The sequence below is a fragment of the Cellulomonas sp. genome, from assembly GCF_017744555.1.
In the GTDB taxonomy this organism is placed as follows: Bacteria; Actinomycetota; Actinomycetes; order Actinomycetales; family Cellulomonadaceae; genus Cellulomonas.
The window spans coordinates 1-22,608 of record NZ_JAGIBD010000046.1; the positions used below are offsets into that span (position 1 = coordinate 1).

At 72.1% G+C, this 22,608-nt stretch carries 21 protein-coding genes; 5 read left to right on the forward strand and 16 right to left on the reverse strand.

Annotated features, from left to right (window positions below; genetic code table 11):
- Positions 1 to 907 (reverse strand): sigma-70 family RNA polymerase sigma factor (locus tag J7523_RS18745; RefSeq protein ID WP_291890129.1); only part of this gene is annotated, 907 nt, incomplete at its 3' end.
- Positions 908 to 1,121: 214 nt separating this feature from the next.
- On the opposite strand from J7523_RS18745, the gene J7523_RS18750 reads away from it, so the two are divergent.
- Together J7523_RS18750 and J7523_RS18755 are read left to right on the forward strand one after the other, a co-directional pair.
- Positions 1,122 to 1,877: a hypothetical protein gene (locus tag J7523_RS18750; RefSeq protein WP_291890149.1), complete on the forward strand. Its 756-nt coding sequence runs from the start codon at positions 1,122 to 1,124 to the stop codon at positions 1,875 to 1,877.
- 170 nt (positions 1,878 to 2,047) lie between these two features.
- Positions 2,048 to 2,887: a phosphotransferase gene (locus tag J7523_RS18755; protein ID WP_291890130.1), complete on the forward strand. Its 840-nt coding sequence runs from the start codon at positions 2,048 to 2,050 to the stop codon at positions 2,885 to 2,887.
- Between the two features lie 74 nt (positions 2,888 to 2,961).
- Here J7523_RS18755 and J7523_RS18760 read toward each other — a convergent pair whose 3' ends face one another.
- From J7523_RS18760 to nrdH, 5 genes are all read right to left on the reverse strand, one after another.
- Entirely contained in the window at positions 2,962 to 3,261 is a 300-nt protein-coding gene (locus J7523_RS18760) for a DUF1540 domain-containing protein (RefSeq protein WP_291890131.1), read from the reverse strand.
- A gap of 242 nt (positions 3,262 to 3,503) precedes the next feature.
- Positions 3,504 to 4,484 carry a class 1b ribonucleoside-diphosphate reductase subunit beta gene (gene nrdF, locus J7523_RS18765; RefSeq protein WP_291890132.1) on the reverse strand — a complete coding sequence of 327 codons (981 nt, stop codon included), beginning with the start codon at positions 4,482 to 4,484 and terminating at the stop codon, positions 3,504 to 3,506.
- 42 nt (positions 4,485 to 4,526) lie between these two features.
- Positions 4,527 to 6,674 carry a class 1b ribonucleoside-diphosphate reductase subunit alpha gene (gene nrdE, locus J7523_RS18770; protein WP_291890133.1) on the reverse strand — a complete coding sequence of 716 codons (2,148 nt, stop codon included), beginning with the start codon at positions 6,672 to 6,674 and terminating at the stop codon, positions 4,527 to 4,529.
- Positions 6,644 to 7,075 (reverse strand): class Ib ribonucleoside-diphosphate reductase assembly flavoprotein NrdI, encoded by a 432-nt coding sequence (gene nrdI, locus J7523_RS18775; protein WP_291890134.1) that lies wholly within the window; start codon positions 7,073 to 7,075, stop codon positions 6,644 to 6,646. The genes nrdE and nrdI overlap by 31 nt, the downstream gene beginning before the upstream one ends.
- Before the next feature lie 176 nt (positions 7,076 to 7,251).
- On the reverse strand, positions 7,252 to 7,497 hold the full coding sequence (nrdH, locus tag J7523_RS18780) for a glutaredoxin-like protein NrdH (protein ID WP_291890135.1): 246 nt from the start codon (positions 7,495 to 7,497) through the stop codon (positions 7,252 to 7,254).
- Positions 7,498 to 7,988: 491 nt separating this feature from the next.
- Between nrdH and J7523_RS18785 the strand changes: the two genes are divergently transcribed.
- Both J7523_RS18785 and J7523_RS18790 read left to right on the forward strand, forming a co-directional pair.
- The gene (locus J7523_RS18785) at positions 7,989 to 8,417 is read left to right on the forward strand and encodes a DUF5684 domain-containing protein (protein WP_291890136.1); all 429 of its coding nucleotides are present in this window, start codon (positions 7,989 to 7,991) and stop codon (positions 8,415 to 8,417) included.
- 114 nt (positions 8,418 to 8,531) lie between these two features.
- The gene (locus tag J7523_RS18790) at positions 8,532 to 11,732 is read left to right on the forward strand and encodes a BTAD domain-containing putative transcriptional regulator (RefSeq protein WP_291890137.1); all 3,201 of its coding nucleotides are present in this window, start codon (positions 8,532 to 8,534) and stop codon (positions 11,730 to 11,732) included.
- Positions 11,733 to 11,792: 60 nt separating this feature from the next.
- Here the strand turns inward: J7523_RS18790 and J7523_RS18795 are convergent, their stop codons facing one another.
- The 3 genes from J7523_RS18795 to J7523_RS18805 all read right to left on the reverse strand — a co-directional run bounded on the left by J7523_RS18795 (position 11,793) and on the right by J7523_RS18805 (position 16,024).
- Positions 11,793 to 12,638, reverse strand: coding sequence for an ABC transporter permease (locus J7523_RS18795; protein WP_291890138.1), 846 nt, complete (start codon positions 12,636 to 12,638; stop codon positions 11,793 to 11,795).
- The gene (locus tag J7523_RS18800) at positions 12,635 to 13,612 is read right to left on the reverse strand and encodes an ATP-binding cassette domain-containing protein (protein ID WP_291890139.1); all 978 of its coding nucleotides are present in this window, start codon (positions 13,610 to 13,612) and stop codon (positions 12,635 to 12,637) included. Before J7523_RS18800 ends, J7523_RS18795 begins: the two co-directional genes overlap by 4 nt.
- Before the next feature lie 240 nt (positions 13,613 to 13,852).
- Entirely contained in the window at positions 13,853 to 16,024 is a 2,172-nt protein-coding gene (locus tag J7523_RS18805; RefSeq protein ID WP_291890140.1) for an FGGY family carbohydrate kinase, read from the reverse strand.
- Positions 16,025 to 16,179: 155 nt separating this feature from the next.
- Between J7523_RS18805 and J7523_RS18810 the strand changes: the two genes are divergently transcribed.
- Positions 16,180 to 16,725 (forward strand): hypothetical protein, encoded by a 546-nt coding sequence (locus J7523_RS18810; RefSeq protein WP_291890141.1) that lies wholly within the window; start codon positions 16,180 to 16,182, stop codon positions 16,723 to 16,725.
- A 54-nt stretch (positions 16,726 to 16,779) separates the two neighbouring features.
- Here the strand turns inward: J7523_RS18810 and J7523_RS18815 are convergent, their stop codons facing one another.
- From J7523_RS18815 to dnaK, 7 genes are all read right to left on the reverse strand, one after another.
- Positions 16,780 to 17,952 carry an aminotransferase class V-fold PLP-dependent enzyme gene (locus J7523_RS18815; protein WP_291890142.1) on the reverse strand — a complete coding sequence of 391 codons (1,173 nt, stop codon included), beginning with the start codon at positions 17,950 to 17,952 and terminating at the stop codon, positions 16,780 to 16,782.
- A 114-nt stretch (positions 17,953 to 18,066) separates the two neighbouring features.
- Positions 18,067 to 18,480 carry a hypothetical protein gene (locus J7523_RS18820; protein WP_291890143.1) on the reverse strand — a complete coding sequence of 138 codons (414 nt, stop codon included), beginning with the start codon at positions 18,478 to 18,480 and terminating at the stop codon, positions 18,067 to 18,069.
- Positions 18,481 to 18,544: 64 nt separating this feature from the next.
- Positions 18,545 to 19,012, reverse strand: coding sequence for a hypothetical protein (locus J7523_RS18825; protein WP_291890144.1), 468 nt, complete (start codon positions 19,010 to 19,012; stop codon positions 18,545 to 18,547).
- 44 nt (positions 19,013 to 19,056) lie between these two features.
- Entirely contained in the window at positions 19,057 to 19,476 is a 420-nt protein-coding gene (locus tag J7523_RS18830; RefSeq protein ID WP_291890145.1) for a helix-turn-helix transcriptional regulator, read from the reverse strand.
- A gap of 6 nt (positions 19,477 to 19,482) precedes the next feature.
- Entirely contained in the window at positions 19,483 to 20,451 is a 969-nt protein-coding gene (locus tag J7523_RS18835) for a DnaJ C-terminal domain-containing protein (RefSeq protein WP_291890146.1), read from the reverse strand.
- A gap of 19 nt (positions 20,452 to 20,470) precedes the next feature.
- Positions 20,471 to 21,106: a nucleotide exchange factor GrpE gene (gene grpE / locus J7523_RS18840; protein ID WP_291890147.1), complete on the reverse strand. Its 636-nt coding sequence runs from the start codon at positions 21,104 to 21,106 to the stop codon at positions 20,471 to 20,473.
- A partial coding sequence (dnaK, locus tag J7523_RS18845) for a molecular chaperone DnaK (RefSeq protein ID WP_291890148.1) occupies positions 21,103 to 22,608 on the reverse strand: 1,506 nt, incomplete at its 5' end. The genes grpE and dnaK, both read right to left, overlap by 4 nt.

Below are 22,608 nucleotides of genomic sequence, written 5' to 3' on the forward strand. Positions count from 1 at the left end.
GACAGCCACCACCCGCCGCGCCGCCCGCCGCACCCGCCGACGTGCCGGCCGTGTGCCCCGCTCCGAGTGCGGCCGCCCCTGCGGCGAGGCCACCACCGACCGGGAGCGCGGTCGCGAGCGCACCGACCCCGACGAGGCCCAGCACGAGCGGCGCGATGACGGCGCGCATGCCGTGGTTGACGTCGCTGAGCTCGAGCACGAGGGCCCGGCACTCGCCGCACCCGTCGAGGTGCTTCTCGACCTGGTTCGTCTCGCGCGTCCCGAGCCCGCCCCGCACGTAGGCGCCGAGCTTGCCCGCGACCACCCGGCAGCCTTCGTCCATCGGGTCCTGCAGATGCTGCTGGAGGTAGCCCTGCCGCAGCCCTTCGCGCGCGCGGTAGGCGAGCGCCGCGACGCCGTTGGCCGACAGGCCCAGGAGCGGCGCGATCTCGGCGGGGCTGAGCCCCTCGACCTCGGTGTGCCACAGCACGGCCTGCCACCGCTCGGGCAGCGAGTGGAACGCGCGCGCGACGACGCCCCGCTCGAACCCCTCGAGCGTGGGTTCCTCGGCGGTCCCGGCGAGCGCGGTGCCGGCCTCGAGCGTCGCGAGGTCGTCCGTCGGCTCGACGCGGCGCGCGGACGTGCGGCGGACGGCCGCGACCCGCCGGACGACCGTGAACAGATAGGCCCGGAAGGCGGCGTCGGGGCCGTTGCCGCGCTGCAGCGCACCGAGGACGGCGGCGAAGGAGTCGGCCACGACGTCGTCGGCGTCGGCCTTCGAGTCCGTGTACTGGCGGGCCACGACGAACGCGGCGCCCGCGTGCCGTTCGTAGAGGGTGCTGAACGACGAGGTGTCCCCCGCCCGCACGGCCGCGAGGAGGTCGGCGTCAGCGACGACGCCGCTCTCGAGGTCTGCGCTGGAACTCACACCCGCTCCCGTCAGCGTCCCGTTGCCCCGTCAGACTGATCCGCCAGACCGATCCGGCATTGTTCGGGTGAATCAGCATGAAACGCCCCGTGCACACTAACCGACAACATTCGCAACGATACGGTCAGCCCGGCAACCGTTCGAGTGAAGGCGGGTGAAAAACCGCCGACCCGCGTCACACCTCCGTGGCCCCCGTCTCTCATCCGGCGTGACGATGAACATCGGCCTCGACTCCGCCGTGCCGGCGGCTCTCCGTGACCGCTGGCGCGACGAGAGCGTCGCGTCCGTCTGGCTGCGTCCTGCCGACTGGTACCACCCCGCCGTCGACGCGCTCGCGCTCGCCCTGCTGACCGGCCAGGACGCCACCGCGCCCGCCGAACAGCTCGGCCGGGCCCGCGGCTACGACGGCGTGGGCGTCGGGGAGACGATCGACGACCTCGCCTGCCTGTACCGCACGACCGGCCAGCCCGAACCACCGCGCGCGGTGCTGCGGGCCCTCTGCGAGGGCTGGGCCGACGCCCAGGCCGGTGCCGTCGCGTTCGGCACGAGCCTCGACCCCGAGTCGGGCCTGCCGACGCAGCAGTACCTCGCCGTCCGGCTCGCCGAGGCGTACCACGACGCCCGCGACGCGGACCTCGACCATCACCTGGTGCTCGTCGACGTCGCGAACGGGTATGTCGACGCGTTCGCCAGGGCCGCCCGGTCGGCGGCCGTCGGCGCGGCGATGACCAGCACGTTCGGGCACGGGCACCCCATGGCGACGCTCGGGGGCGGGGTGTTCGCGGTGCTGTCGCGCCCGCAGGACGACCTCGGCGCGCACCTCGACGACCTGCACGCAGAGATCGGCCGGAGGGTCGCGACGCTCGACGTGGCCCATGCGACGCGGCGGCCCGTGCGGGTGTGGGTGGAGCTGCTGCCGTCGACGCACGAGCAGGCCGTGGAGAAGCTCGCCCGCATCGCACGCTCCTGACGCTGCGGGCCTGACGGCGGCCGCCTGCCGGCACCCCGGAGGCACGCCGGGGCGCGCAGGATCAGGTCAAGCGTCCGTGTGGCCCGGTTCATGGACAGTCCTGTCGCAGGTCAGCGTCTGATGTGCGACCGTCGGGGGACACATCCGGGCAAAGCGTCTACCGTCGTTGTATGAACCCCGCCGAACTGGCTCCCAGCGACCCCGCGGGACACCCCTCGCCCGTCGGAGGAGCGCCCGCCGGCGGCGGGGTCCCCCGGGTCCCCACGCAGCCGCAGCACTCCGCGGAGCACCACTCCGACGACCCCGGACCGCTGCTCGCGGCCGGCACCGCGGCCGACGTGTACGCGCTCGACGACGCGACGGTGCTGCGCCGCTACCGCTCCGGGCGCGACGCGACACCCGAGGCCGAGATCCTGCGGCACGTCGTCGGGCACGGCTTCCCCGCCCCCGCGGTGATCGGCGTCGACGGCCCGGACATCCTGCTCGAACGGCTGCACGGACCGACGATGCTGCAGGCGCTGGCCGCCGAGGAGATGTCGCTGCACGACGGCGCCGCGATCCTCGCCGATCTGCACACGCGCCTGCACGCCATCCCGGCGCCGGACGCGTGGCGCGGCCAGACGGACGTGCCGTGGCCCCGCGTGCCTGGTGGCCCGACGGTCGTGCATCTCGACCTGCACCCCGGGAACGTGATCCTGTCCGACACCCGCGGGCCCACGGTCGTCGACTGGTCGAACGCCCGGACCGGCACCGCCGAGCTCGACGTCGCGCTCACCGCGCTGATCCTCGCCGAGGTCGTCGTCGACGCGGGGGGCGTCTACTCGCAGGCGGCGCGCGTGCTGCTTGCGTCGTTCCTGGGCGCCACCGATGTCGACCCGACCGGCGCCATCGACGACGCCGCCGCACTGCGGGCCCTCGACCCCTCGCTCGTGCCCGGCGAACGCGACCTCGTCCCCGACGCCGCGGTGCTCGTCGGACAGCTCATCGAGATCGCCCGGCACCCGGGCTGACGACCCACCCCCGGACACGCGACGGGCCCCGACCGCTGCGGTCGGGGCCCGTCGTGCGCTGTGCTGGCGCGGGGTCAGGCGGGTGCGTAGGTGAGGCAGTCGGCGATGTCGTGGCCCGCTCCCACACGGACGGACGACGCCGTGCACTCGAGGTGCGAGTTGTGCGTGCAGTCCTGCCGCTGGCACGCACCGACGTGCGAGATGACCTTGTCGAGGCCGCCCTTCACCCCGAGCGGGATGAACGTGGCGCACTGCGCGTCGCCGCTCGTGCCGCCGATCGTGACGGCGGCGGCGTGGCAGTGCGAGTGGTCGTTGTACGAACAGCCTTCGACCGAGCACTCCGCGACGGGCGGCAGTTCCATGAGTTCCGTCATGACGACCTCCGGGGACTGAGGGCTGCACGAGCGTTCCCGTCGACGGTAGACCCGTCACCGTTGGTGTGCCTACCGCTGCGCGGGACGATTCTGCAGGTCAGAGCCGCGATTGAGGTGAGGCAACCCTCACCGCCGACACCGTCTGCGCAGGTCACGGACGACCCCGTCGTGTTCGACGTCCGGACGACGACAGCCCCGGAACGTCCTGCAGGCGTTCCGGGGCTGTCGTGGTGCAGGCGAGGTCAGAAGTCCCAGTCGTCGTCCTCGGTGTTCACGGCCTTGCCGATGACGTACGACGAGCCCGACCCCGAGAAGAAGTCGTGGTTCTCGTCGGCGTTCGGCGACAGGGCCGACAGGATCGCCGGGTTGACGTCCGTCTCGTCGCGCGGGAACAGCGCCTCGTAGCCGAGGTTCATGAGGGCCTTGTTGGCGTTGTAGCGCAGGAACTTCTTGACGTCCTCGGTGAGGCCGACGCCGTCGTACAGGTCCTGCGTGTACTCCACCTCGTTGTCGTACAGCTCGAAGAGCAGCTCGAACGTGTAGTCCTTGAGCTCCGTCTTCTCCTCGGCCGTGAGCTTCTCGAGGCCCTTCTGGAACTTGTAGCCGATGTAGTACCCGTGCACCGCCTCGTCGCGGATGATCAGGCGGATCAGGTCGGCCGTGTTCGTGAGCTTCGCGCGGCTCGACCAGTACATGGGCAGGTAGAAGCCCGAGTAGAAGAGGAACGACTCGAGCAGCGTGCTCGCGACCTTCCGCTTCAGGGGCGAGTCGCCCTTGTAGTACTCCATGACGATCTCGGCCTTGCGCTGGAGGTTCGGGTTCTCCTCCGACCAGCGGAACGCCTCGTCGATCTCCTTGGTGGAGCACAGCGTCGAGAAGATCGACGAGTACGACTTGGCGTGGACCGACTCCATGAACGCGATGTTCGTGTAGACGGCCTCCTCGTGCGGCGTGATCGCATCCGGGATGAGGCTGACCGCGCCGACCGTGCCCTGGATGGTGTCGAGCAGCGTCAGGCCCGTGAAGACGCGCATCGTGAGCGTCTTCTCCTGCTCGGTGAGCGTGGCCCACGACTGGATGTCGTTGGAGACCGGCACCTTCTCCGGCAGCCAGAAGTTGCCGACGAGGCGGTCCCAGACCTCGGCGTCCTTGTCGTCCTCGAGCCGGTTCCAGTTGATCGCCGACACGCGGTCGATCAGCTTCAGCTTCCCCGTGGGGGTCATGTCAGCACTCGCAATTCGTGGTCGTCAGGATGAAGGCGCAGGTCAGAGCATGCACGAGACGCAGCCGTCCACCTCGGTCCCCTCCAGGGCGAGCTGGCGGAGGCGGATGTAGTAGATCGTCTTGATGCCCTTGCGCCACGCGTAGATCTGCGCCTTGTTGAGGTCGCGCGTGGTGGCGGTGTCCTTGAAGAACAGCGTCAGCGACAGGCCCTGGTCCACGTGCTGCGTGGCCTCGGCGTACGTGTCGATGATCTTCTCGTAGCCGATCTCGTACGCGTCCTGGTAGTACTCCAGGTTGTCGTTCGTCATGAACGGCGCCGGGTAGTAGACGCGGCCGATCTTGCCTTCCTTGCGGATCTCGATCTTCGACGCGATCGGGTGGATCGACGACGTCGAGTGGTTGATGTACGAGATCGAGCCGGTCGGCGGGACCGCCTGCAGGTTCTGGTTGTAGAGGCCGTGCTCCTTGACGAGGGCGGCCAGCTCGCGCCAGTCGTCCTGCGTCGGGATGTGCACGCCGGCGTCGGCGAACAGCTTCTTGATGCGCTCGGTGCGCGGCTCCCACGCCTTCTCGATGTACTTCTCGAAGTACTCGCCCGTCGCGTACTTCGACTCCTCGAACGTGAAGAACTTCTGCTGGCGCTCCTGCGCGAGCAGGTTCGACGCCCGGATCGCGTGGTACGCCACCGTGTAGAAGTAGATGTTCGTGAAGTCGAGGCCCTCGTCGGACCCGTAGAAGATCCGCTCGCGCGCCAGGTACCCGTGCAGGTTCATCTGACCGAGCCCGATGGCGTGGCCGCCGGCGTTCGCCTTCTTGACCGACGGGACGGACTCGATGTCCGTCTGGTCCGACACGGCCGTGAGCGCGCGGATGGCGGTCTCGACCGACTTGCCGAAGTCCGGCGAGTCCATCGACAGCGCGATGTTCATCGAGCCGAGGTTGCAGGAGATGTCGCGGCCCACGTGGTCGTACGAGAGGTCCTCGTTGAACGTCGACGGCGTCGAGACCTGCAGGATCTCCGAGCAGAGGTTGGAGTGCGTGATCTTCCCCTTGATGGGGTTCGCGCGGTTCACCGTGTCCTCGAACATCACGTACGGGTAGCCGGACTCGAACTGGAGCTCGGCGAGCGTCTGGAAGAACTCGCGCGCGTTGATCTTGGTCTTGCGGATCCGCGCGTCGTCGACCATCTCGTAGTACTTCTCGGTGACGTTCACGTCGGCGAACGGCACCCCGTAGACACGCTCGACGTCGTACGGCGAGAACAGGTACATCGGCTCGTTCTTCTTGGCGAGCTCGAACGTGATGTCGGGGATGACGACACCCAGCGACAGCGTCTTGATGCGGATCTTCTCGTCCGCGTTCTCGCGCTTGGTGTCGAGGAACCGGTAGATGTCCGGGTGGTGCGCGTGCAGATACACGGCACCGGCACCCTGGCGGGCACCGAGCTGGTTGGCGTACGAGAACGAGTCCTCGAGGAGCTTCATCACGGGGATGACGCCGGAGCTCTGGTTCTCGATGTGCTTGATGGGCGCACCGTGCTCGCGGATGTTGCTGAGGAGGAGGGCCACACCGCCTCCGCGCTTCGACAGCTGCAGGGCGGAGTTGATGCCGCGCGCGATGGACTCCATGTTGTCCTCGATGCGCAGCAGGAAGCAGGACACGGGCTCGCCGCGCTGCGCCTTGCCGAGGTTGAGGAACGTCGGCGTCGCCGGCTGGAACCGGCCGCTGACGATCTCGTCGACGAGGTTGATCGCGAAGTCCTGGTCCCCCGCGGCGAGCGAGAGGGCGACCATGCAGACGCGGTCCTCGAAGCGCTCCAGGTACCGCTTCCCGTCGAACGTCTTCAGCGTGTACGACGTGTAGTACTTGAACGCGCCGAGGAACGTCTGGAACCGGAACTTCTTCGAGTACGCGTACTGGAAGAGCGTCTTGATGAACGCCCGGTCGTACTGCGCGAGGACCTCGGGGTCGTAGTACTTGTTCTCGACCAGGTAGTCGAGCTTCTCGTCGAGGTCGTGGAAGAACACCGTGTTCTGGTTGACGTGCTGCAGGAAGTACTGCCGCGCCGCCTCACGGTCCTTGTCGAACTGGATCTGGCCGTCCGCGCCGTAGAGGTTCAGCATCGCGTTGAGGGCGTGGTAGTCCAGCCCCGTCAGCTCTACGCGGGTATCTGCGACTGTCGAAGCCAAAATGTCCTCAATCCCTCACGGACGCGCGTGACGTCCTCGTTCGTTCCCATGAGCTCGAACCCGTACAGGTAGGGGACCCGGCACTTGGCCGCGATGATGTCCCCCGCGATGCAGTAGGCCTCGCCGAAGTTGGTGTTCCCTGCCGCGATCACGCCGCGGATCAGGGCACGGTTGTCCTCGTCGTTGAGGAACTTGATGACCTGCCGGGGTACTGCCCCACCCTCGTTGCCCCCGCCGTACGTCGGCACGATCAGCACGTACGGCTCGGTCACGTGCAGGAAGGGGTCGGTCGGACGCAGCGGGATGCGGTACACATTCACGCCTTGCGCCGGCAGCTGTAGTTTCTGCACGAAGCGGTGGGTGTTGTCCGAGGTCGAGGAGAAGTAGACGAGCGAGCTCATCGCGATGCTCCCCCACTCGGGTCTGACGATGGACGGCCGGGCCGTCCGGGCGTGCGGAAGGATGCCCGCCGGGCCGGCGCGGTGGTGGCCTGCGCCGGCCCGGGGCGTCCGTGGGTGCGGCTCGCGCCGCCCGTTCGACGACCGACCGTGGTGCCGGCCGGCCGACGTACGACGGGTCAGGCGACCGCGGCCGCCAGGCGCTCGCCGAGCGCCTTGATGCGGTCGGGGCGGTAGCCCGACCAGTGCTCGCCGTCGACGATCACGACGGGGGCCTGGAGGTGACCGAGCGACATGACGTAGTCACGGGCGTCGGCGTCCTCGCTGATGTCCACGACGGTGTACTCGGTACCGAGCTTGTCGAGCGCGCGGTAGGTCGCGTTGCACTGCACGCACGCCGGCTTGCTGTAGACCGTGATCGACATCGTGGCTCCCTCTTGCCTGGTTCTGCGCGGCGCTCCACGAGGGTGCTCACGCGAGTTTCTGGGGCCCTGCCGGGCCGACGACGGCTCCCCCACCGCGTCGTCGGCAACACTACACCTGGGGGTGGGGCCCGCAAGTGACCACTAGGGCTTGTGTTACATCCGTGTCGTTTTTTCATCCTGTGGAGAAGTACCAGGGTATCGACGACCTCTGACACGACCCCTGGCCTGCACCTTTGCGGCTGTCCACATCGACCCCACAGGACGGTGCACACGCACGTCCACAACGGCACGGTCCGCTTCGTCCCGACGCGCCGGAGGGCGACACGCCGCAGCCGCGACGAAGTGGTCCCGGGGGTCCCCCGAACGGCCGAATGTGCGCGGCCGCCCGCACGCCCCCGACCAGGGCCGAACGGCCGAATGTGCGCGGCCGTGACCGAACCGATGCACGAAACGCCCCACTTGTCCGCCGCGGTGCCGCTAAGTTCCGCGCCATGCACACACTTCTCGCCGTCACCACGACGGACACGGCCGCCTCCGGCGGCGCCGCTGCCGGAGGCCTCATCGCCGGCCTCATCGGCTACGTCATCGCCGTCCTGCCGATCTACTTCATCTTCACGAAGGCCGGCGAGGCCGGCTGGCAGGCGCTCATCCCGATCTGGAACACGATCGTGCTGCTCAAGATCTCCGGCAAGCCGGTCTGGTGGATCGTGCTGTTCCTCATCCCGATCGTGAACATCGTGTTCCTGATCCTCACGTACCACGGCCTCTCGGTCTCGTTCGGTCACGGTGCCGGGTTCACCGTCGGGCTGGTCCTGCTGCCCGTGATCTTCTTCTACATCCTCTGGCTCGACGGCAGCACGTACCGCGGCCCCGGCGGCACCGGCGCGCTGTCCGACCGGCCGGCCGGCGCGTACGCCTGACCCGCACCCCCTCCCCCATCCCGGGCACCGGGCCGGTCGCGTCGAGCGACCGGCCCGGTGTGGTTTCCGGAGCGGGTCGCCCCGCACGCACCGCCGGTGAGGGATGCTGTCCCGGTGCAGATCACGACCCTGGGGACGCTCGCCGTCGACGGCCGGGCCGTCCGGGGCGACCGGCTCGTCGCCGTGGTCCGCGCCCTGCTCGACGCGCGCGGGCGGGCCGTGTCGTCGGCCGCGCTCGTCGACGACGTGTGGGAAGGCGACCCGCCCGACGACGCGACCGGCGCGGTGCAGGCCCTCGTCTCGCGCGCCCGCCGGCTCGGGCTCCCGGTCACGGCCGCACCGGGCGGCTACCGGCTCCCCACCGACGACCTGCAGGTCGACACCGACGAGGTCGCGGCGCTCGTCGCACGTGCCCGGTCCGCGCTCCGCTCCGACGACCCCGCGAACGCCCGTGCCCTCGCCGACGAGGCCCGCGCGCTCGTCCCCCTCGTCCCCGACCTGACGGACGCCGCGACCGCCCGGCTGATGGCCGACGTGGCCGCCGTCCGGGCCGAGGCCGGGCTCGCGCTCGGCGACACCTCCGGATCGGTCGACGACCTGCGCGCCGCCGCGCTGCGCACGCCGCCCGACGAGCCGCTCGTCGCACTCCTCGTGCGGGTGCTGGCCGCGCAGGGGCGGGACGCGGAGGCGCTCGAGGTCGTCGAGCACCTGCGCACGGAGCTGGCCGACCGCTACGGCACGGACCCGTCGCCCGTCGTCGCACAGGCGCACCTCGCGCTGCTGCGCGGCGAGCTCGCGCCCGCGGCCGAGCCGCCCCGGCCCGCCCTCGCCGCCGCGTCGCGCGCGACCGTGTCCCTGCCGGTGTCCTGGCGACGCCCCGCGACCGTGCTCGTGGGCCGCGACGCCGACGTCGTCGCCGTCGAGACCGCGCTCAAGGAGGCGCCGCTCGTCACCGTGGTGGCGACGGGCGGGGCGGGCAAGACGCGGCTCGCGACGGAGGTCGCCCGGCGGGCGGCGGCGCTCGGCACGTCGGTGCGTGCCGTCGAGCTCGCCGGTGTGCACGACGCCGCGGAGGTGCTGCCGACCGTGCTGGCGGCGCTCGGCGGGTCGGAGACGGCGGCCGCCCGCCCCGACCTGGCGCCCGGGCGTCGGCTGCTGACGCCCGAGGAGCGGCTGCGGTTCGCGGCGCAGGACCTCGACGGGCTCGTGGTGCTCGACAACTGCGAGCACGTGCTCGACGCGGCCGCCGCCGTCGTCTCGGACCTGCTCGCGTCCGCGCCGCCCGACGTCGTCGTGCTCGCCACGAGCCGCGCGCCGCTCGGCATCGTCGGCGAGGCCGTGCACCGACTGCGCGCGCTGCCGGACGACGACGCGCTCGCGCTGCTCGAGGCCCGCGCGCGGGCCGGGCGGGACACCGTGGGATGGGACGAGGAGCGGGCCCGCGAGCTGTGCCACCGGCTGGACAACCTCCCGCTCGCGCTCGAGCTCGCCGCCGCCCGGCTGCGGGCGATGCCGGTCGCCGACGTCCTCGAGGGGCTGTCCGACCGGTTCGCGCTGCTCGACGACGCCCTGCGCGGCCTGCCCGAGCGGCACGCGAGCCTGTGGGCGATGGTCGACTGGAGCCGCGAGCTGCTCGACCCGCCCGAGCGTGAGCTGCTCGAACGGCTCGCGGTGGTCCCGGCGCCGTTCACCGCCGACACCGCGCTCGCCGTGTCGGGGCAGGACGCCCGCGGCGTGCGGCGAGGGCTCGCGATGCTCGTCGAGCAGTCGCTGCTCACGCTCGACGAGAGCGACGACGGGCCCGCGCGCTACCGGATGCTCGAGACGGTCCGCGAGTACGGCGGCGCCCGGCTCGACGCCGTCGGGGGGCGGCCGGCCGCGATGCGGGGCCTCGTCCGGTGGTCGGCCGACGAGTGCGCGCTGCTGCGGGACGACTTCATCGGGCCCGCCCAGCTCACGGCGCTCGCCCGGTGCGCGGCCGAGCAGGACACGTTCCTCGCGGCGCTGCGCTGGGCCGTCGCGCACGACGACGAGCCGGCCGCCGTCGACATCACGGCCGCCCTGTTCGTCGTCTGGACGATCCGCGGGCTGCACGCCGAGGTCGTCTCGTGGGCGACCCAGCTGCTGCACGTGGACTCCCTGCCGGCGCGACGCGCGTCCGCGATCGTCCAGGGGCAGGCCGCCGGGCGTCCGCTCCCGGACGGCGACCGCGCGGTGTCCGTCTGCGTCTTCGCGAGCGTCAACGCGGGCGCCGTCGAGTCGCTGCGGCTCATGGCGCTCGCGTGGCGCGGCGCCCGGCGGGCGCTCCGCGAGCGGCCCCACGAGGTCAGCCCGCGGATGTCGACGCTCGCCCGTGCGCTCCCCGGTCTCAGCTGGACGCGCCTGGCGGACGCCGGTGCGCTCCCGCTCGTCGAGTCGGACGACCCGTACCTGCAGGGCCTCGGGTTGTTCCTGCGCGCCGCGATCCGCGAGAACACCGGCGAGGCCGACACGTCGGCGTCCGACGCGATGGAGGCGTACCACCGGTTCGAGGCGGTCGGCGACCACTGGGGCATGGGCATGTCCGCGCAGGGCGTCGGGCAGTGGGACGGTCAGCGTGGCCTCGTCGACGCCGACCTGTGGCTGCGCCGCAGCATCGAGCACCTCGAGCTCGTCGGCGCGATGCAGGACGCCCGGTCGGCACGCGTGCTGCTCGACGTGCAGCGCGCTCTCGCCGGGGACCTCGAGGCGGTCGGCGTGCTGCGGGACGTCGTCGACTCGCCCGCGGACCCCGTCGACGTCGCGCAGGCCCACCTCGGCCTCGCGCACGTCGCGTGGCGCAACGGGCGGTACGACGACGCCGTCGAGCACGCCGAGGCGGCCACGACCGTCATCGAGGACGAGGCGACCATGCCGATCCCCCAGGCCCGCAGCGTGTTCCGCGTCGCGGCCGCGATGGTGCACCTCGGGGTCGCCGACCAGGTGCCGGCCCGGTCGCCGCTCGCCCGCGACCGTGCCCGGGCGCTGCTGCGGCTCGCGGGCTCGGACGCCAGCGCGACCACGGACATGCCCGTGCTCGGCTCGTACGCGCTCGGCCTCGCGGACCTCGCCGCCCACGAGGGCCGCGACGCGCAGGCCCGCGAGCTGTGGGCGCTCGGCACCCGGCTCGGGGCGAACCTCATGGCGATGTTCCGGTTCGTGCTCGGAGACCGGCTCGCGACCGTGCTCGGCGACGAGGAGGAACGCGCGGCCGCCGTCGCCCGGCTCCGGTCGCAGACCGCGATGACGCTCGGCCCGCGGATCCACGAGCTGGCGGCGGACATCCTGCGGTCCTGACGGACGCGCGACGGGCGGCCCCGGCGTGAGTGCCAGGACCGCCCGCCGGTCGTGCTGGTGTCAGACCTTCTTGCGGTACGCCCGCAGCGCGAGCGGCATGAACACGACGACCAGGCCGACGCACCAGGCCAGCGTCCACCACACGTGGTTGCCGAGCGGGGTGCCGAGGAACAGGCCCCGCATCGACGCCACGAGGTGGGTCAGCGGGTTCCAGGCGACGAACGTCTGCATCCACGACGGCAGCGAGCTGGTCGGGACGAACACGTTCGACGCGAAGCTCAGCGGCATGATGACCAGGAACATGATCCCCTGGACGGCGCCCGACGTACGGACCTTCATGCCGACGAAGACCGACACCCACGACAGGCACAGGGCGAACAGGATCGCGAGCAGGCACCCGGCGACCGCGCTGAGCGGGTCCGTGGTGATGCGGAAGCCCATGATGTAGCCGATCGCGAACGTCGAGACCGTCACGATGACGTACCGCACGACGTCGCCGGAGACGGCGCCGACGAGCGGGGCCGAGCGTGGGATGGGCAGCGACCGGAACCGGTCGAAGATGCCCTTCTCGAGGTCGGTGTTGAGGTTGACGCCGATCGCGATGGCACCCTGCGCGATCGTCTGGGCGAGGATGCCCGGTAGCAGGAACTGCAGGTACTCCTGCGTGCCGCCGGCGACCGCGCCACCGAAGATGTAGACGAAGATCACCAGGAAGATGATCGGCTGCAGCGTGACGTCGATCAGGGCCTCGGGCGTGCGCCACGTCTTGATGAGGCTGCGCTTGGCGAGGGCCAGCGAGTGGCGGACGAGCGGGAACGGGCGCTTGGTCGGGCGCGGGGCCGCGGCGTTCGGGGCCGACGGGCGGCCACTGGTCGGAGTCTGCGCGTCGAGCGTGGTGGTGCTCATGCCGCCACCTCCTTCGTGGTGGTCGTGTCGTCCTCGGACGCGGTGCGACCCGTGAGGGTGAAGAACACCTCGTCGAGGCTGGGCAGGTGCAGCGACAGCTCCGTGACGGCGATGCCGGCGGCGGCGAGGCGCGCGACCGTCGCCGTCATGGCCTGGTCGTCGCTCACCGGGACGGCGAGGACGCCCTTGCGGATCTCCTCGGTGCGGCCGTCCGACACCTGACGCAGGATCGTCGCGGTCTCCTCCAGGCGGGACACATCGGACGGGCGGACCTCGAGGGTCTGGCCGCCGACGATCCGCTTGAGGCCGTCCGGGGTGTCGTGCGCGATGACGCGACCGTGGTCGATGACCGTGATCTCGTCGGCCAGCGCGTCGGCCTCCTCGAGGTACTGCGTGGTGAGCAGCACCGTCGAGCCGTCGTCGACCAGGCTGCGGACGACGTTCCACATGTCCTCACGCTTGCTCGGGTCGAGGCCCGTGGTCGGCTCGTCGAGGAAGATCACGTCCGGCCGCCCGACGAGGCTCGCGGCCAGGTCGAGCCGGCGGCGCATGCCGCCCGAGTACGTCTTCGCGGGACGGTCGGCGGCCTCCGTGAGGTCGAACCACTCGAGCAGCTCGGCCGCCCTCGTGCGGGCGTTCGCCTTGCCGAGGTCGAGCAGGACGCCGATGAGCTGGAGGTTCTGGCGTCCGGTGAGATCTTCGTCGACGGACGCGTACTGGCCCGTGAGGCCGATGGTCTGACGGACGCGCTCGGCGTCCTTGACGACGTCGAAGCCGCCGACGCGCGCGTGGCCGCCGTCCGGCGTGAGCAGCGTCGACAGGATGCGGACCGCCGTCGTCTTGCCCGCCCCGTTGGGGCCGAGCACGCCGAGGACGGTGCCGCGGGCGACGGAGAGGTCGACGCCCTGCAGGGCCTTCGTCTCCCCGAAGTGCTTGATGAGGCCTTCTGCCTCGATCACCAGGTCTGTGGTCATGGCCGTCAGCCTGCCCGGGGCGCCTGACACGGGACCGACACGGCGCTGACACGCCCGCTGACACGGGCCGACATGGCCTGACACGGGGAGGTGACGTGTGCTCTGACGTGGGAGGACAGCCGCTTCGCCCAGTTCGTGGGTTGTCGTCGAGTTCGTGGGCTGCAACCACCGAGCTCGACTGGAACCACCGAACTCGAGCTCGCGAACGGCGACGAGATGGGCAGGTGGGCCGACGCTCGGTCAGGGGCTTGGACGGACGGCGGCGAGCGTCGTGAGGGCGGCGGCCAGTCCGGTGGCCGGGGACGTGAGGACGGGGATGTCGACGTCCGCGCGGGCTGCGGCGGCGGCCATCGACGCCTGCGCCACGACGACGACGTCGGCGTGCTCGGCGGCCCGGACGACGGCCTCGGTCACCAGGCGGTCGGCCGCCTCGTCGTCGCCCGCGTCCCGCGCGTCGGCTGCTCCCGGGACGACGACCGCGTCGACCTCGACGTCGAGCCCGGCGTCCTCGGCCGCGGCGGCGACCAGGCGGCTCGTCGGGCCGACCGTCGAGCCGACCGTGGCAAGCACGACGACCCGCCCCCCGTCCCCGGCGACCGCGACCGCCTCGGCCGCCATCGGGCGGTCGACGCGCAGCACCGGGACGCGCACGGCCATGGCGGCGTCGACCACGGCCTCCCCGATCGACGAGCACGTCACGAGGATCACGGCGGCGCCCGCGCGTTCGAGGTCGCGCAGGTGGTCGGCGACGGCAGCACGGACCTCGTCGGTCACGCCGTCACGCCGGACCGTCGCAAGGAGGTCGGCGTCGACGACGTGGGCGGCGAGGACGTCCGGCGCGGCGTCGGCGAGGAGACGGTCGAACGTCGGAGGGTGCATCTCGCCCGTGTGCAGGAAACCGATCACCGGCAGCGCGCCGCTGCCGTCGTCCGTATCGCGTGGCCTGTCGAGGTGCGTGTGGGCGTCGGGGGAGGCCGGCCCGCTCGTGTCGCGGGCTGCCGCGACGAAGCGTGCGTACGCCGCGGCAACGGCCGGGTCGTGCGGCCGGGGCGCGGTCGCCGGGGTCGTCGGGAGGACCGGCGCCGGGCCGTCGAGCATCCCGGCGCGCTCGGCGGCCAGGAGGGCGGCGCCGGCTGCGACCGGCTCGGCGGCGTCCACGCGCCGGACGGGCGCAGGCGACACGCGGGCCTTGAGCGCGAGCCAGGCCGGGTTGGCGGTCATCGGCCCGCCGAGCACCGCGACGTCCGCGGGGGCGAGGCCGCCCGCGAGGTCGAGCTGGGTGTCGAGCATCCAGCGGGCCTGCAGCGCGAGGCCGAGCAGCAGGCCGTGCGTGCGTTCGGCCGCGGTGCCGGTGCCGACGACCCGCACACGCGCCTCGGGGTCCGGGTCAGGGGTCTGCCTGCCCGCGAGGTACGGCAGGACGACGACCGGCCCGGGGTCGTCGCCGAGCGCGGACACCTCGGCCATGAGCCGGTCGGGGTCCTCGTCGCGCACCTGCGTGCGCAGCCACCACGCGACGGTGGCCCCCGCGCTCGACGAGCCCGCAAGGAGGGCGGGGAGCGCCCCCGTGACGGTGCGCACCAGGCTCATGCCGGCCAGCGCGACCGGACCCGGCGTCGGGTCGGCGGCGAGCACCGTGCAGACGGCCTCGGCCGTGCCGACGGAGTCGGCGACCTGGCCGGGAGCTCGGACCCCGGCGGCCCACGTGCCGACGGCGTGGTCGTGGCCCGCGATCGTCACCGGGGTGCCCGCTCGGAGACCGGCATCGGTGAACGGCCCGGAGCGGACCCCGCCGAGCAGCTCGCCCGGCACGAGGACGTCGGGCACCTGCTCGGGTCGCAGCCCGACCTCGGCGAGCAGGTCGGCGTCGAACGCCCCCGGGAGCGCGCCCGGACGGCCGAGCCGGTACGCCATGGTGCGGCCCGCGAGCGTGTGGTCCGTGGCGAGCCGACCGGTGAGGACGAGACCGACGAGGTCGGCGACCCCGGCCCAGCGGCCGCCGCGCAGGTCGTCGGGGCGGTGCCTGGCCAGCCAGGCCCACGTCGCGAGCGGCACCTTGGCGCTCGCCCGCACGCCCGTCGCGGCGAACAGGTCGGCGCGTCCGAGCCGGTCCGCGAGCGTGGCCGCCTCGGCACCGGCGCGGTGGCCGTCCCAGCGGAGCCAGTCGCCGCGCGGCACCCCGTCCGGGCCGAGCGGGACACCCGTCTCGGCCATCGACGCGACCCCGACGGCCTCGGGCGCCGGACCGTGCCCGACCGCACGCGCGACGAGGCCTGCGAGCACGACCGGCAGGTCCGTGGGCGACGGGGTCGGCGCGGACGCGAGGCCCAGGCCACGGCCGTCGGCGACGTCGACGAGCGCCGCCTTGGTGTTCGTCGTCCCGACGTCGATGCCGAGCGCTGTCCGCTGCATCGCGGCATTCTCCCGTGCTCGGCGTCAGCGTGCCGATGCCGTCCTGCGGGGTGGTCCTGCCGGGTGAACCCGCAGTCCAGCACCGAAGACGGGCGCCCGGCAGCGGCGCCCGGCCGATAGCCTCGACGCGCTCCCGACCGCACCGGGTCGGGCCCGTGACCGTCCGCCGCGCCCGCCCCCACGGGTGCCCGCTGCCCGTGCGGCAGCCCACCGAGAGGGGCTCCACCATCTACGCCGACCAGTCGTCGACGATGCCCGGCTTCGCGATCTTCCTGCTGCTGCTGTTCTACGCGGCGATCATCGCGTTCGCCGTCTACTGCTACGTCCGTGTCGCCCGCAAGGCGGGCTATTCCGGCTGGTACGCGGCGCTGTGCTTCGTGCCGGTCGCCAACCTCGTGGTGATGCTGATCTTCGTGTTCCAGGAGTGGCCCATCGAGCGTGAGCTGCGTGAGCTGCGCGCCATGACGGGCCGGTACCCGCAGCAGGGCGGCTACCCGTCGGCCGGCGGCTACCCCGCGCCGCAGGCGTACGGGATCACGGCGGCCCCCCTCCCGCCGTGGGAGCAGCAGCGACCCGGCGTCTCGACGGACCCCCGGTTCGCGACGCCGCCGTCGCCGTACGACCAGGGCCCGTCCACGCCGCCCCCGCCGTACGGCCAGGGTCCGGGCACGCCGCCCCCGCCGTACGGCCCCCCGCAGTGACGCACGACGCCCCCGGGTGATCCGCCGGGGGGCGTCTTCTGTCTCCGTCGTGCGTCAGCGTCGCGGCAGGGCGGCGACCGCGCGCTCCAGGTCGTCGTCGGACGTGTAGTAGTGCGGGGACGCGCGGACCACCTCGGTGAGCCCGCGCGCGGCGAGATCGAGCTGCGACGACGTCGAGCGCGTGATGCTCACGTTGACGCCCGCCGCCCGCAGCGCGTCCCGAACCTCGGCCGCGGGGACGCCGTCGACCGTGAACGTGACGATGGCACAGCGCTCCACACCCTTGTCCCGGACGGTCACGCCCGGGACCTCGGCGAGCATCCCGCGCAGCCGCTCGCCCCGCTCGACCGCGCGCGCCTCGATCGCACGGGTGCCCCACCCGAGCGCGTAGTCGGCGGCCGCGCCGAGCCCGAGCAGGCCGGCGACGTTGCGCTCCCACGTCTCGAACCGGCGCGCGTCGGGCGCGGGCTCCCAGGTGGTCGGCGACGTCCAGGTCGCGGCGTCGAGGCCCAGCACCGGCGGTACGAGCCGCGGGGTGATCGCGCGCGACGCGTACAGGAAGCCGGTGCCGCGAGGTCCGCGCAGGAACTTGCGGCCCGTCGCCGCGAGCAGGTCGCAGCCGAGCTCGTCGACGTCGACGTGCAGCTGACCGACCGACTGGCAGGCGTCGAGCAGATACGGGATGCCCGCCGCGCGGGTCAGCCGGCCCACGGCCGCCGCGGGGTTGACCAGGCCGCCGCCGGTCGCGACGTGCGTGAGGGCGACGAGCGCGACGTCGTCGTCGAGCCTGGCCGCGAGCGCGTCGACGTCGACCTGTCCGTGCTCGTCGTCCTCGACCACCTCGAGCACCGCACCGGTCCGCTCGCACGCCTGCAGCAGCGCGATCGCGTTGCTGACGTACTCGGTGCGGGCCGTGAGGATGCGTTCGCCGGCACGCAGCGGGACCGACGCGAAGGCGACGTCCCACGCGACCGTGGCGCTCTCGACGAGCGCGATCTCGTCGGCGTGCGCGCCGACCAGCGTGGCGACCGACCCGTACACGGCGGCGAGCCGGTCGCGCGCCTCGTCCTCGGCCTCATAGCCGCCGATCTCGTCCTCACGCCGCAGGTGCGCGAGGACCGTGTCGGTGACGACGCGCGGGCGCAGGGCGCTGCCGGCGTTGTTGAGATGGGCGACGGTGGCGGTGCCGGGCGTGTCCGCGCGGGCCCTGGCGAGGTCGATCGTCACCCGGTGGAGTCTAGGGACGGCGGAGCGTGCAGGCCGGACGCAGGCTGTGACGCGTCGCCGGACCGAGCGGACCGAAGTCGACCTGGCGAACCCCGGAGGACGTCCCGTCGACAGCTACCCGACGGCCACGTCGAGCGCCGCGGCCAGAGCTGCCGTCGACCGGTACGTCGCCGCTGAGACGAACAATCCCGCTGAGTGCCTCGGCGAGTACTCACCGGCCAACGGCAGCACCACGATCCGGCCAAGACCACGTGACTCCGCGATGCGGAGCTCGCTCGCGAGCATCATCTCCGGCGTTCGAGGGAACTGCCTCTGCACGCCCGCGATCTCCGAGGCGTAGCCGTTGGCCCACGACCGGAACGCGTCGGGGTCGAAGCCTGCCGTCCCGTGGCGCGTCCGCCATGACAGCTCGTCGACGGCCGCAGCGTCACCCTGCTCGACGATCGCACCGTGGCAGTTCGGGCAGAACGTCCAGCCCCCAGACCTCGCGGACGCACAGCAGCTCGAGCGCGGGAACTTGGACGTCAATGCGCATCGACGATCTCCTCAGTGCCGATGGGGCACCACGCCGGGCCCGGAGCGGTGTGTGCCTCTAGTAGATCGCCTGGTTGGCGACGGGACCTTGCGAGCGGCAGATGACCCCGGTGGCCAGCACCGCGGTCCCTGACGACTTGGCCGAGTACGTGCCCGGGAGCGAGACGGACCGGGCTCCCTGCGCGGACCATGCGGTCTTGAGCAGGAGCGCCCCCGACCAGGCGGGGGTGTAGTTGTAGGCCGGACCGACGACGTTCGCCGCCCAGCTGTAGGACACCGCGGCACTCACCAGCCCGAAGCCTGTGTCGACGCTGTACCGCAGTGCTCCGACGTCGTAGAGGAACACCCACGACGAACCGCAGTTGCCCGTGACAATGTTGTCCGGAGTCGCACCTCGCCCTGTGGTGAGGTGCGGTCCCGACTTCACGGCGTAGGGCATGCCCTCCGCCGTGAACCTGATTGCGTACCCGTGGGCCTTGGCCACGTCCGGGTCGTACCCGACGACGACCATGGGTTGTGCCGTCACCGACACCAGGACGTCGGTCGCGGTTCGGCTGATCTCGGGACCTTTCAGCGGGGGGACGGGCGCCACAGGACGACTGCGCCGGCCTCCGCCGACTGGCTCGGGCGCCGCGCCCGAATGCCCCGGGGGACGGCGACGACGTCGCCGCGGGCGTCCGCGGTGAACACGCGACGGCCCGGCTCGACGAAGGCCCGCAGGTACTCGACCTGCCGGCGCAGGCCGTCGATCTCGGACTCGAGCTCGAGGATCCGCTTGATGCCCGCGAGGTTCACGCCTTCGTCCTGCGAGAGCCGCTGCACCTCGCGGAGCGTCGCGATGTCCCGCAGCGAGTACCGCCGGCCGCGTCCGCTCGTGCGGCCCGGCGACACCAGCCCGAGCCGGTCGTACTGCCGCAGAGTCTGCGGGTGCATGCCGGCGAGCTCGGCGGCCACCGAGATGACGTAGACGCGGGCGTCGTCGGACGGCACGTCAGGTCACTTCCTGGCGGCGTCCAGCAGGTCGGCCCGCACGTCCTCGCCGGACGTGGCGATGCCGAACGCCTGGACGGCTTCCCGGGCGGCACTGCTGAGCCGCTGCGGCACGACGACCTGCACGGTGACCAGCAGGTCGCCCGTCGTCTTGTTGCGCGTGATGCCCTTGCCCTTGACGCGCAGGACCCGCCCGGACGGCGTGCCCTCGGGGACCTTGACCCGCACGGTCGAGCCGTCGAGCGTCGGGACCTCGATCGTCGCGCCGAGCGCGGCCTCGTCGAACGCGACCGGGACCGTGATGCGCACGTTCTCGCCGTCGAGCGAGAACACCGGGTGCGGCGTGACGCTGACACTGATCACGAGGTCGCCCGCGGGCGCGCCGCCCTCGCCGGGGCGACCCTTGCCGCGCAGCCGGATCTTCTGACCGTCGCGGACCCCGGCGGGGATGCGGGCGTTGACCGTGCGACCCTCGACGCCGAGCGACACCGTGGAGCCCTCGGCGGCCTGCCGGAACGGCAGCGTGACGGAGGCGGCGAGGTCCGCCCCCTGCTGCGGGCCGCGCGGGAACCCGGCGCCGCCACCCTGACCGAACAGGCCACCCAGGAGATCTTCGAAGTTCGCGCTGCCGCTCGTCGAGTAGCGGGTGCGGCCGCCCTGCGCGCCGCCGAACATCCCGCCGAACACGTCCTCGAAGCCGCCGGCCCCGCCGCGGCCCCCGGCGGTGAACCGGGGACCGCCGGCCATGGCCCGCAGCTGGTCGTACTGCTGGCGCTGCTCGGTGTCGGACAGGACCGAGTAGGCCTCGCCGATCTCCTTGAACTTCGCCTCCGCCGCCGCGTCACCCGGGTTGTGGTCCGGGTGCTTCTCGCGGGCGAGCTTGCGGTACGCCTTCTTGATGGTGGCGGCGTCGGCGTCCTTGGGGACGCCGAGAACCGCGTAGAAGTCCTTCTCGAGCCAGTCCTGCCCGGTCACGGCGCCTCCCTCCTCGTTCTCAGGCCTCCGGGTCCACGACGGCGACGCGCGCCGCTCGCAGCACCCGGTCGGCCGTGCGGTACCCGTGCTGCAGCACCATCTGGACGGTCGGCTCGGTGACGTCCGCCGAGTGCGCGTGCATGAGCGCCTCGTGGACGGCCGGGTCGAACGCCTCGCCCGCCTCGCCGTACTGCTCGATGCCGAGGCGACTGAGCGTGGCCTGCAGCTTCTCGGCGATCGACGCGAACGGGCCGGTCAGGTCGCCGTGCTGGCGGGCGAGCTCGATGTCGTCGAGCACCGGGATGAGCGCCTCCGCGAGGGACGCGACACCGCGGTCGTGCGCCGCGATCTGGTCGGCCTTGGCGCGCTTCACGTACGACGAGTACTGCTGCTCGAGGTTGTAGTACGCCGCCTGCGAGCGCTGCAGCTCGTCGAGCCGCTCGGCCGCGAGCTTCTGGGCCTCGACGAGACCCTCGAGCACGACGGCCTCCTCGGCGCCGGCCGCGATGTTCTCCGCGTCGGCCAGCACCTGCTCCTCGGGCGTACGCACCTGGCCCGTCTCCGGGTCGATGCGGCGCTTGTCGACGAAGCGCGGGGCCCCCTCGTCGGGGTCGGGCTGACCCGACCCCGACGACGGCGTGTTCTGATCGGTCACTTGGCCGCCTCGTCCTCGTCGTCGACGATCTCGGCGTCGACGACGTCCTCGTCGTTGGCCTGCGGCTGCGCGGCGGGCTGGTCCGCCGGCGCCTCGGCGCCCTGGTTCGCGTAGATGGCCTCGCCGATCTTCTGGCTGACCTGCGCGAGGTGCTGCGTCTTGGCCTTGACGGCCTCCGCGTCGGTGCCCTCGAGGGCCACCTTCAGCTCGCCGACCGCCGCCTGCACGTCGGTCTTGACGTCCTCGGGCAGCTTGTCCGCGTTGTCGACGAGGAGCTTCTCCGTGGAGTAGACGAGCTGCTCGGCGGAGTTGCGGGCCTCGGCCTCCTCGCGGCGCTTCTTGTCCTCGGACGCGTGCTCCTCGGCCTCCTTCACCATGCGGTCGATGTCCTCCTTGGGGAGGGCGCTGCCGCCGGTGATGGTCATCGACTGCTCCTTGTTCGTGCCGCGGTCCTTGGCGGACACGTGCACGATGCCGTTCGCGTCGATGTCGAACGTGACCTCGATCTGCGGGACGCCGCGGGGCGCCGGCGCGATGCCGGTGAGCTCGAACGTGCCGAGCGGCTTGTTGTCCCGCGCGAACTCGCGCTCGCCCTGGAACACCTGGATGAGGACGGACGGCTGGTTGTCCTCGGCCGTGGAGAAGATCTCGGACCGCTTGGTCGGGATGGCCGTGTTGCGCTCGATGAGCTTGGTCATCACGCCGCCCTTGGTCTCGATGCCGAGGGACAGCGGGGTGACGTCGATGAGCAGGACGTCCTTGCGGTCGCCCTTCATGACACCGGCCTGCAGCGCGGCACCGACGGCCACGACCTCGTCCGGGTTCACGCCCTTGTTCGGCTCCTGGCCGCCCGTGAGCTCCTTGACGACCTCGGTGACCGCGGGCATGCGGGTCGAGCCGCCGACGAGCACCACGTGGTCGATGTCCGCGAGCTTGATGCCCGCGTCCTTGATGACCGAGTGGAACGGCGCCTTCGTCCGGTCGAGCAGGTCCTGCGTCATCTGCTGGAACTGCGCGCGCGTGAGCTTGGTGTCCAGGTGGACCGGGCCGTTCTCGCTCATGGAGAGGTACTGCAGCGAGATGTTGGTGGCCGTCGCGGACGACAGCTCCTTCTTGGCCTGCTCCGCCGCCTCACGCAGACGCTGCAGGGCGATCTTGTCCTTCGACAGGTCGACGCCCGTCGAGTTCTTCACCTCGGACACGAGGTGGTCGACGATGCGGTTGTCCCAGTCGTCGCCGCCGAGGCGGTTGTCGCCGGACGTCGCGCGGACCTCGATCGTCGAGAACCCGTCGTCGTCCTTGCCGACCTCGAGGAGGGACACGTCGAACGTGCCGCCGCCGAGGTCGAAGACGAGGATGAGCTCGTCCTCCTTGCCCTTCTCCAGGCCGTACGCGAGCGCGGCCGCGGTGGGCTCGTTGATGATGCGCAGGACGTTGAGGCCCGCGATGGTGCCGGCGTCCTTCGTGGCCTGGCGCTCGGCGTCGTTGAAGTACGCCGGGAC

What these genes read in the sequence shown, in the direction of transcription:
- J7523_RS18805 (WP_291890140.1), bottom strand. Translation starts at nt 16,024, where the DNA reads ATGCAGCGGACAGCGCTCGGCATCGACGTCGGGACGACGAACACCAAG.
- J7523_RS18760 (WP_291890131.1), bottom strand. Translation starts at nt 3,261, where the DNA reads ATGACGGAACTCATGGAACTGCCGCCCGTCGCGGAGTGCTCGGTCGAA.
- nrdI (WP_291890134.1), bottom strand. Translation starts at nt 7,075, where the DNA reads ATGAGCTCGCTCGTCTACTTCTCCTCGACCTCGGACAACACCCACCGC.
- J7523_RS18785 (WP_291890136.1), top strand. Translation starts at nt 7,989, where the DNA reads ATGCACACACTTCTCGCCGTCACCACGACGGACACGGCCGCCTCCGGC.
- J7523_RS18800 (WP_291890139.1), bottom strand. Translation starts at nt 13,612, where the DNA reads ATGACCACAGACCTGGTGATCGAGGCAGAAGGCCTCATCAAGCACTTC.
- J7523_RS18795 (WP_291890138.1), bottom strand. Translation starts at nt 12,638, where the DNA reads ATGAGCACCACCACGCTCGACGCGCAGACTCCGACCAGTGGCCGCCCG.
- nrdF (WP_291890132.1), bottom strand. Translation starts at nt 4,484, where the DNA reads ATGACCCCCACGGGGAAGCTGAAGCTGATCGACCGCGTGTCGGCGATC.
- J7523_RS18755 (WP_291890130.1), top strand. Translation starts at nt 2,048, where the DNA reads ATGAACCCCGCCGAACTGGCTCCCAGCGACCCCGCGGGACACCCCTCG.
- nrdH (WP_291890135.1), bottom strand. Translation starts at nt 7,497, where the DNA reads ATGTCGATCACGGTCTACAGCAAGCCGGCGTGCGTGCAGTGCAACGCG.
- J7523_RS18750 (WP_291890149.1), top strand. Translation starts at nt 1,122, where the DNA reads ATGAACATCGGCCTCGACTCCGCCGTGCCGGCGGCTCTCCGTGACCGC.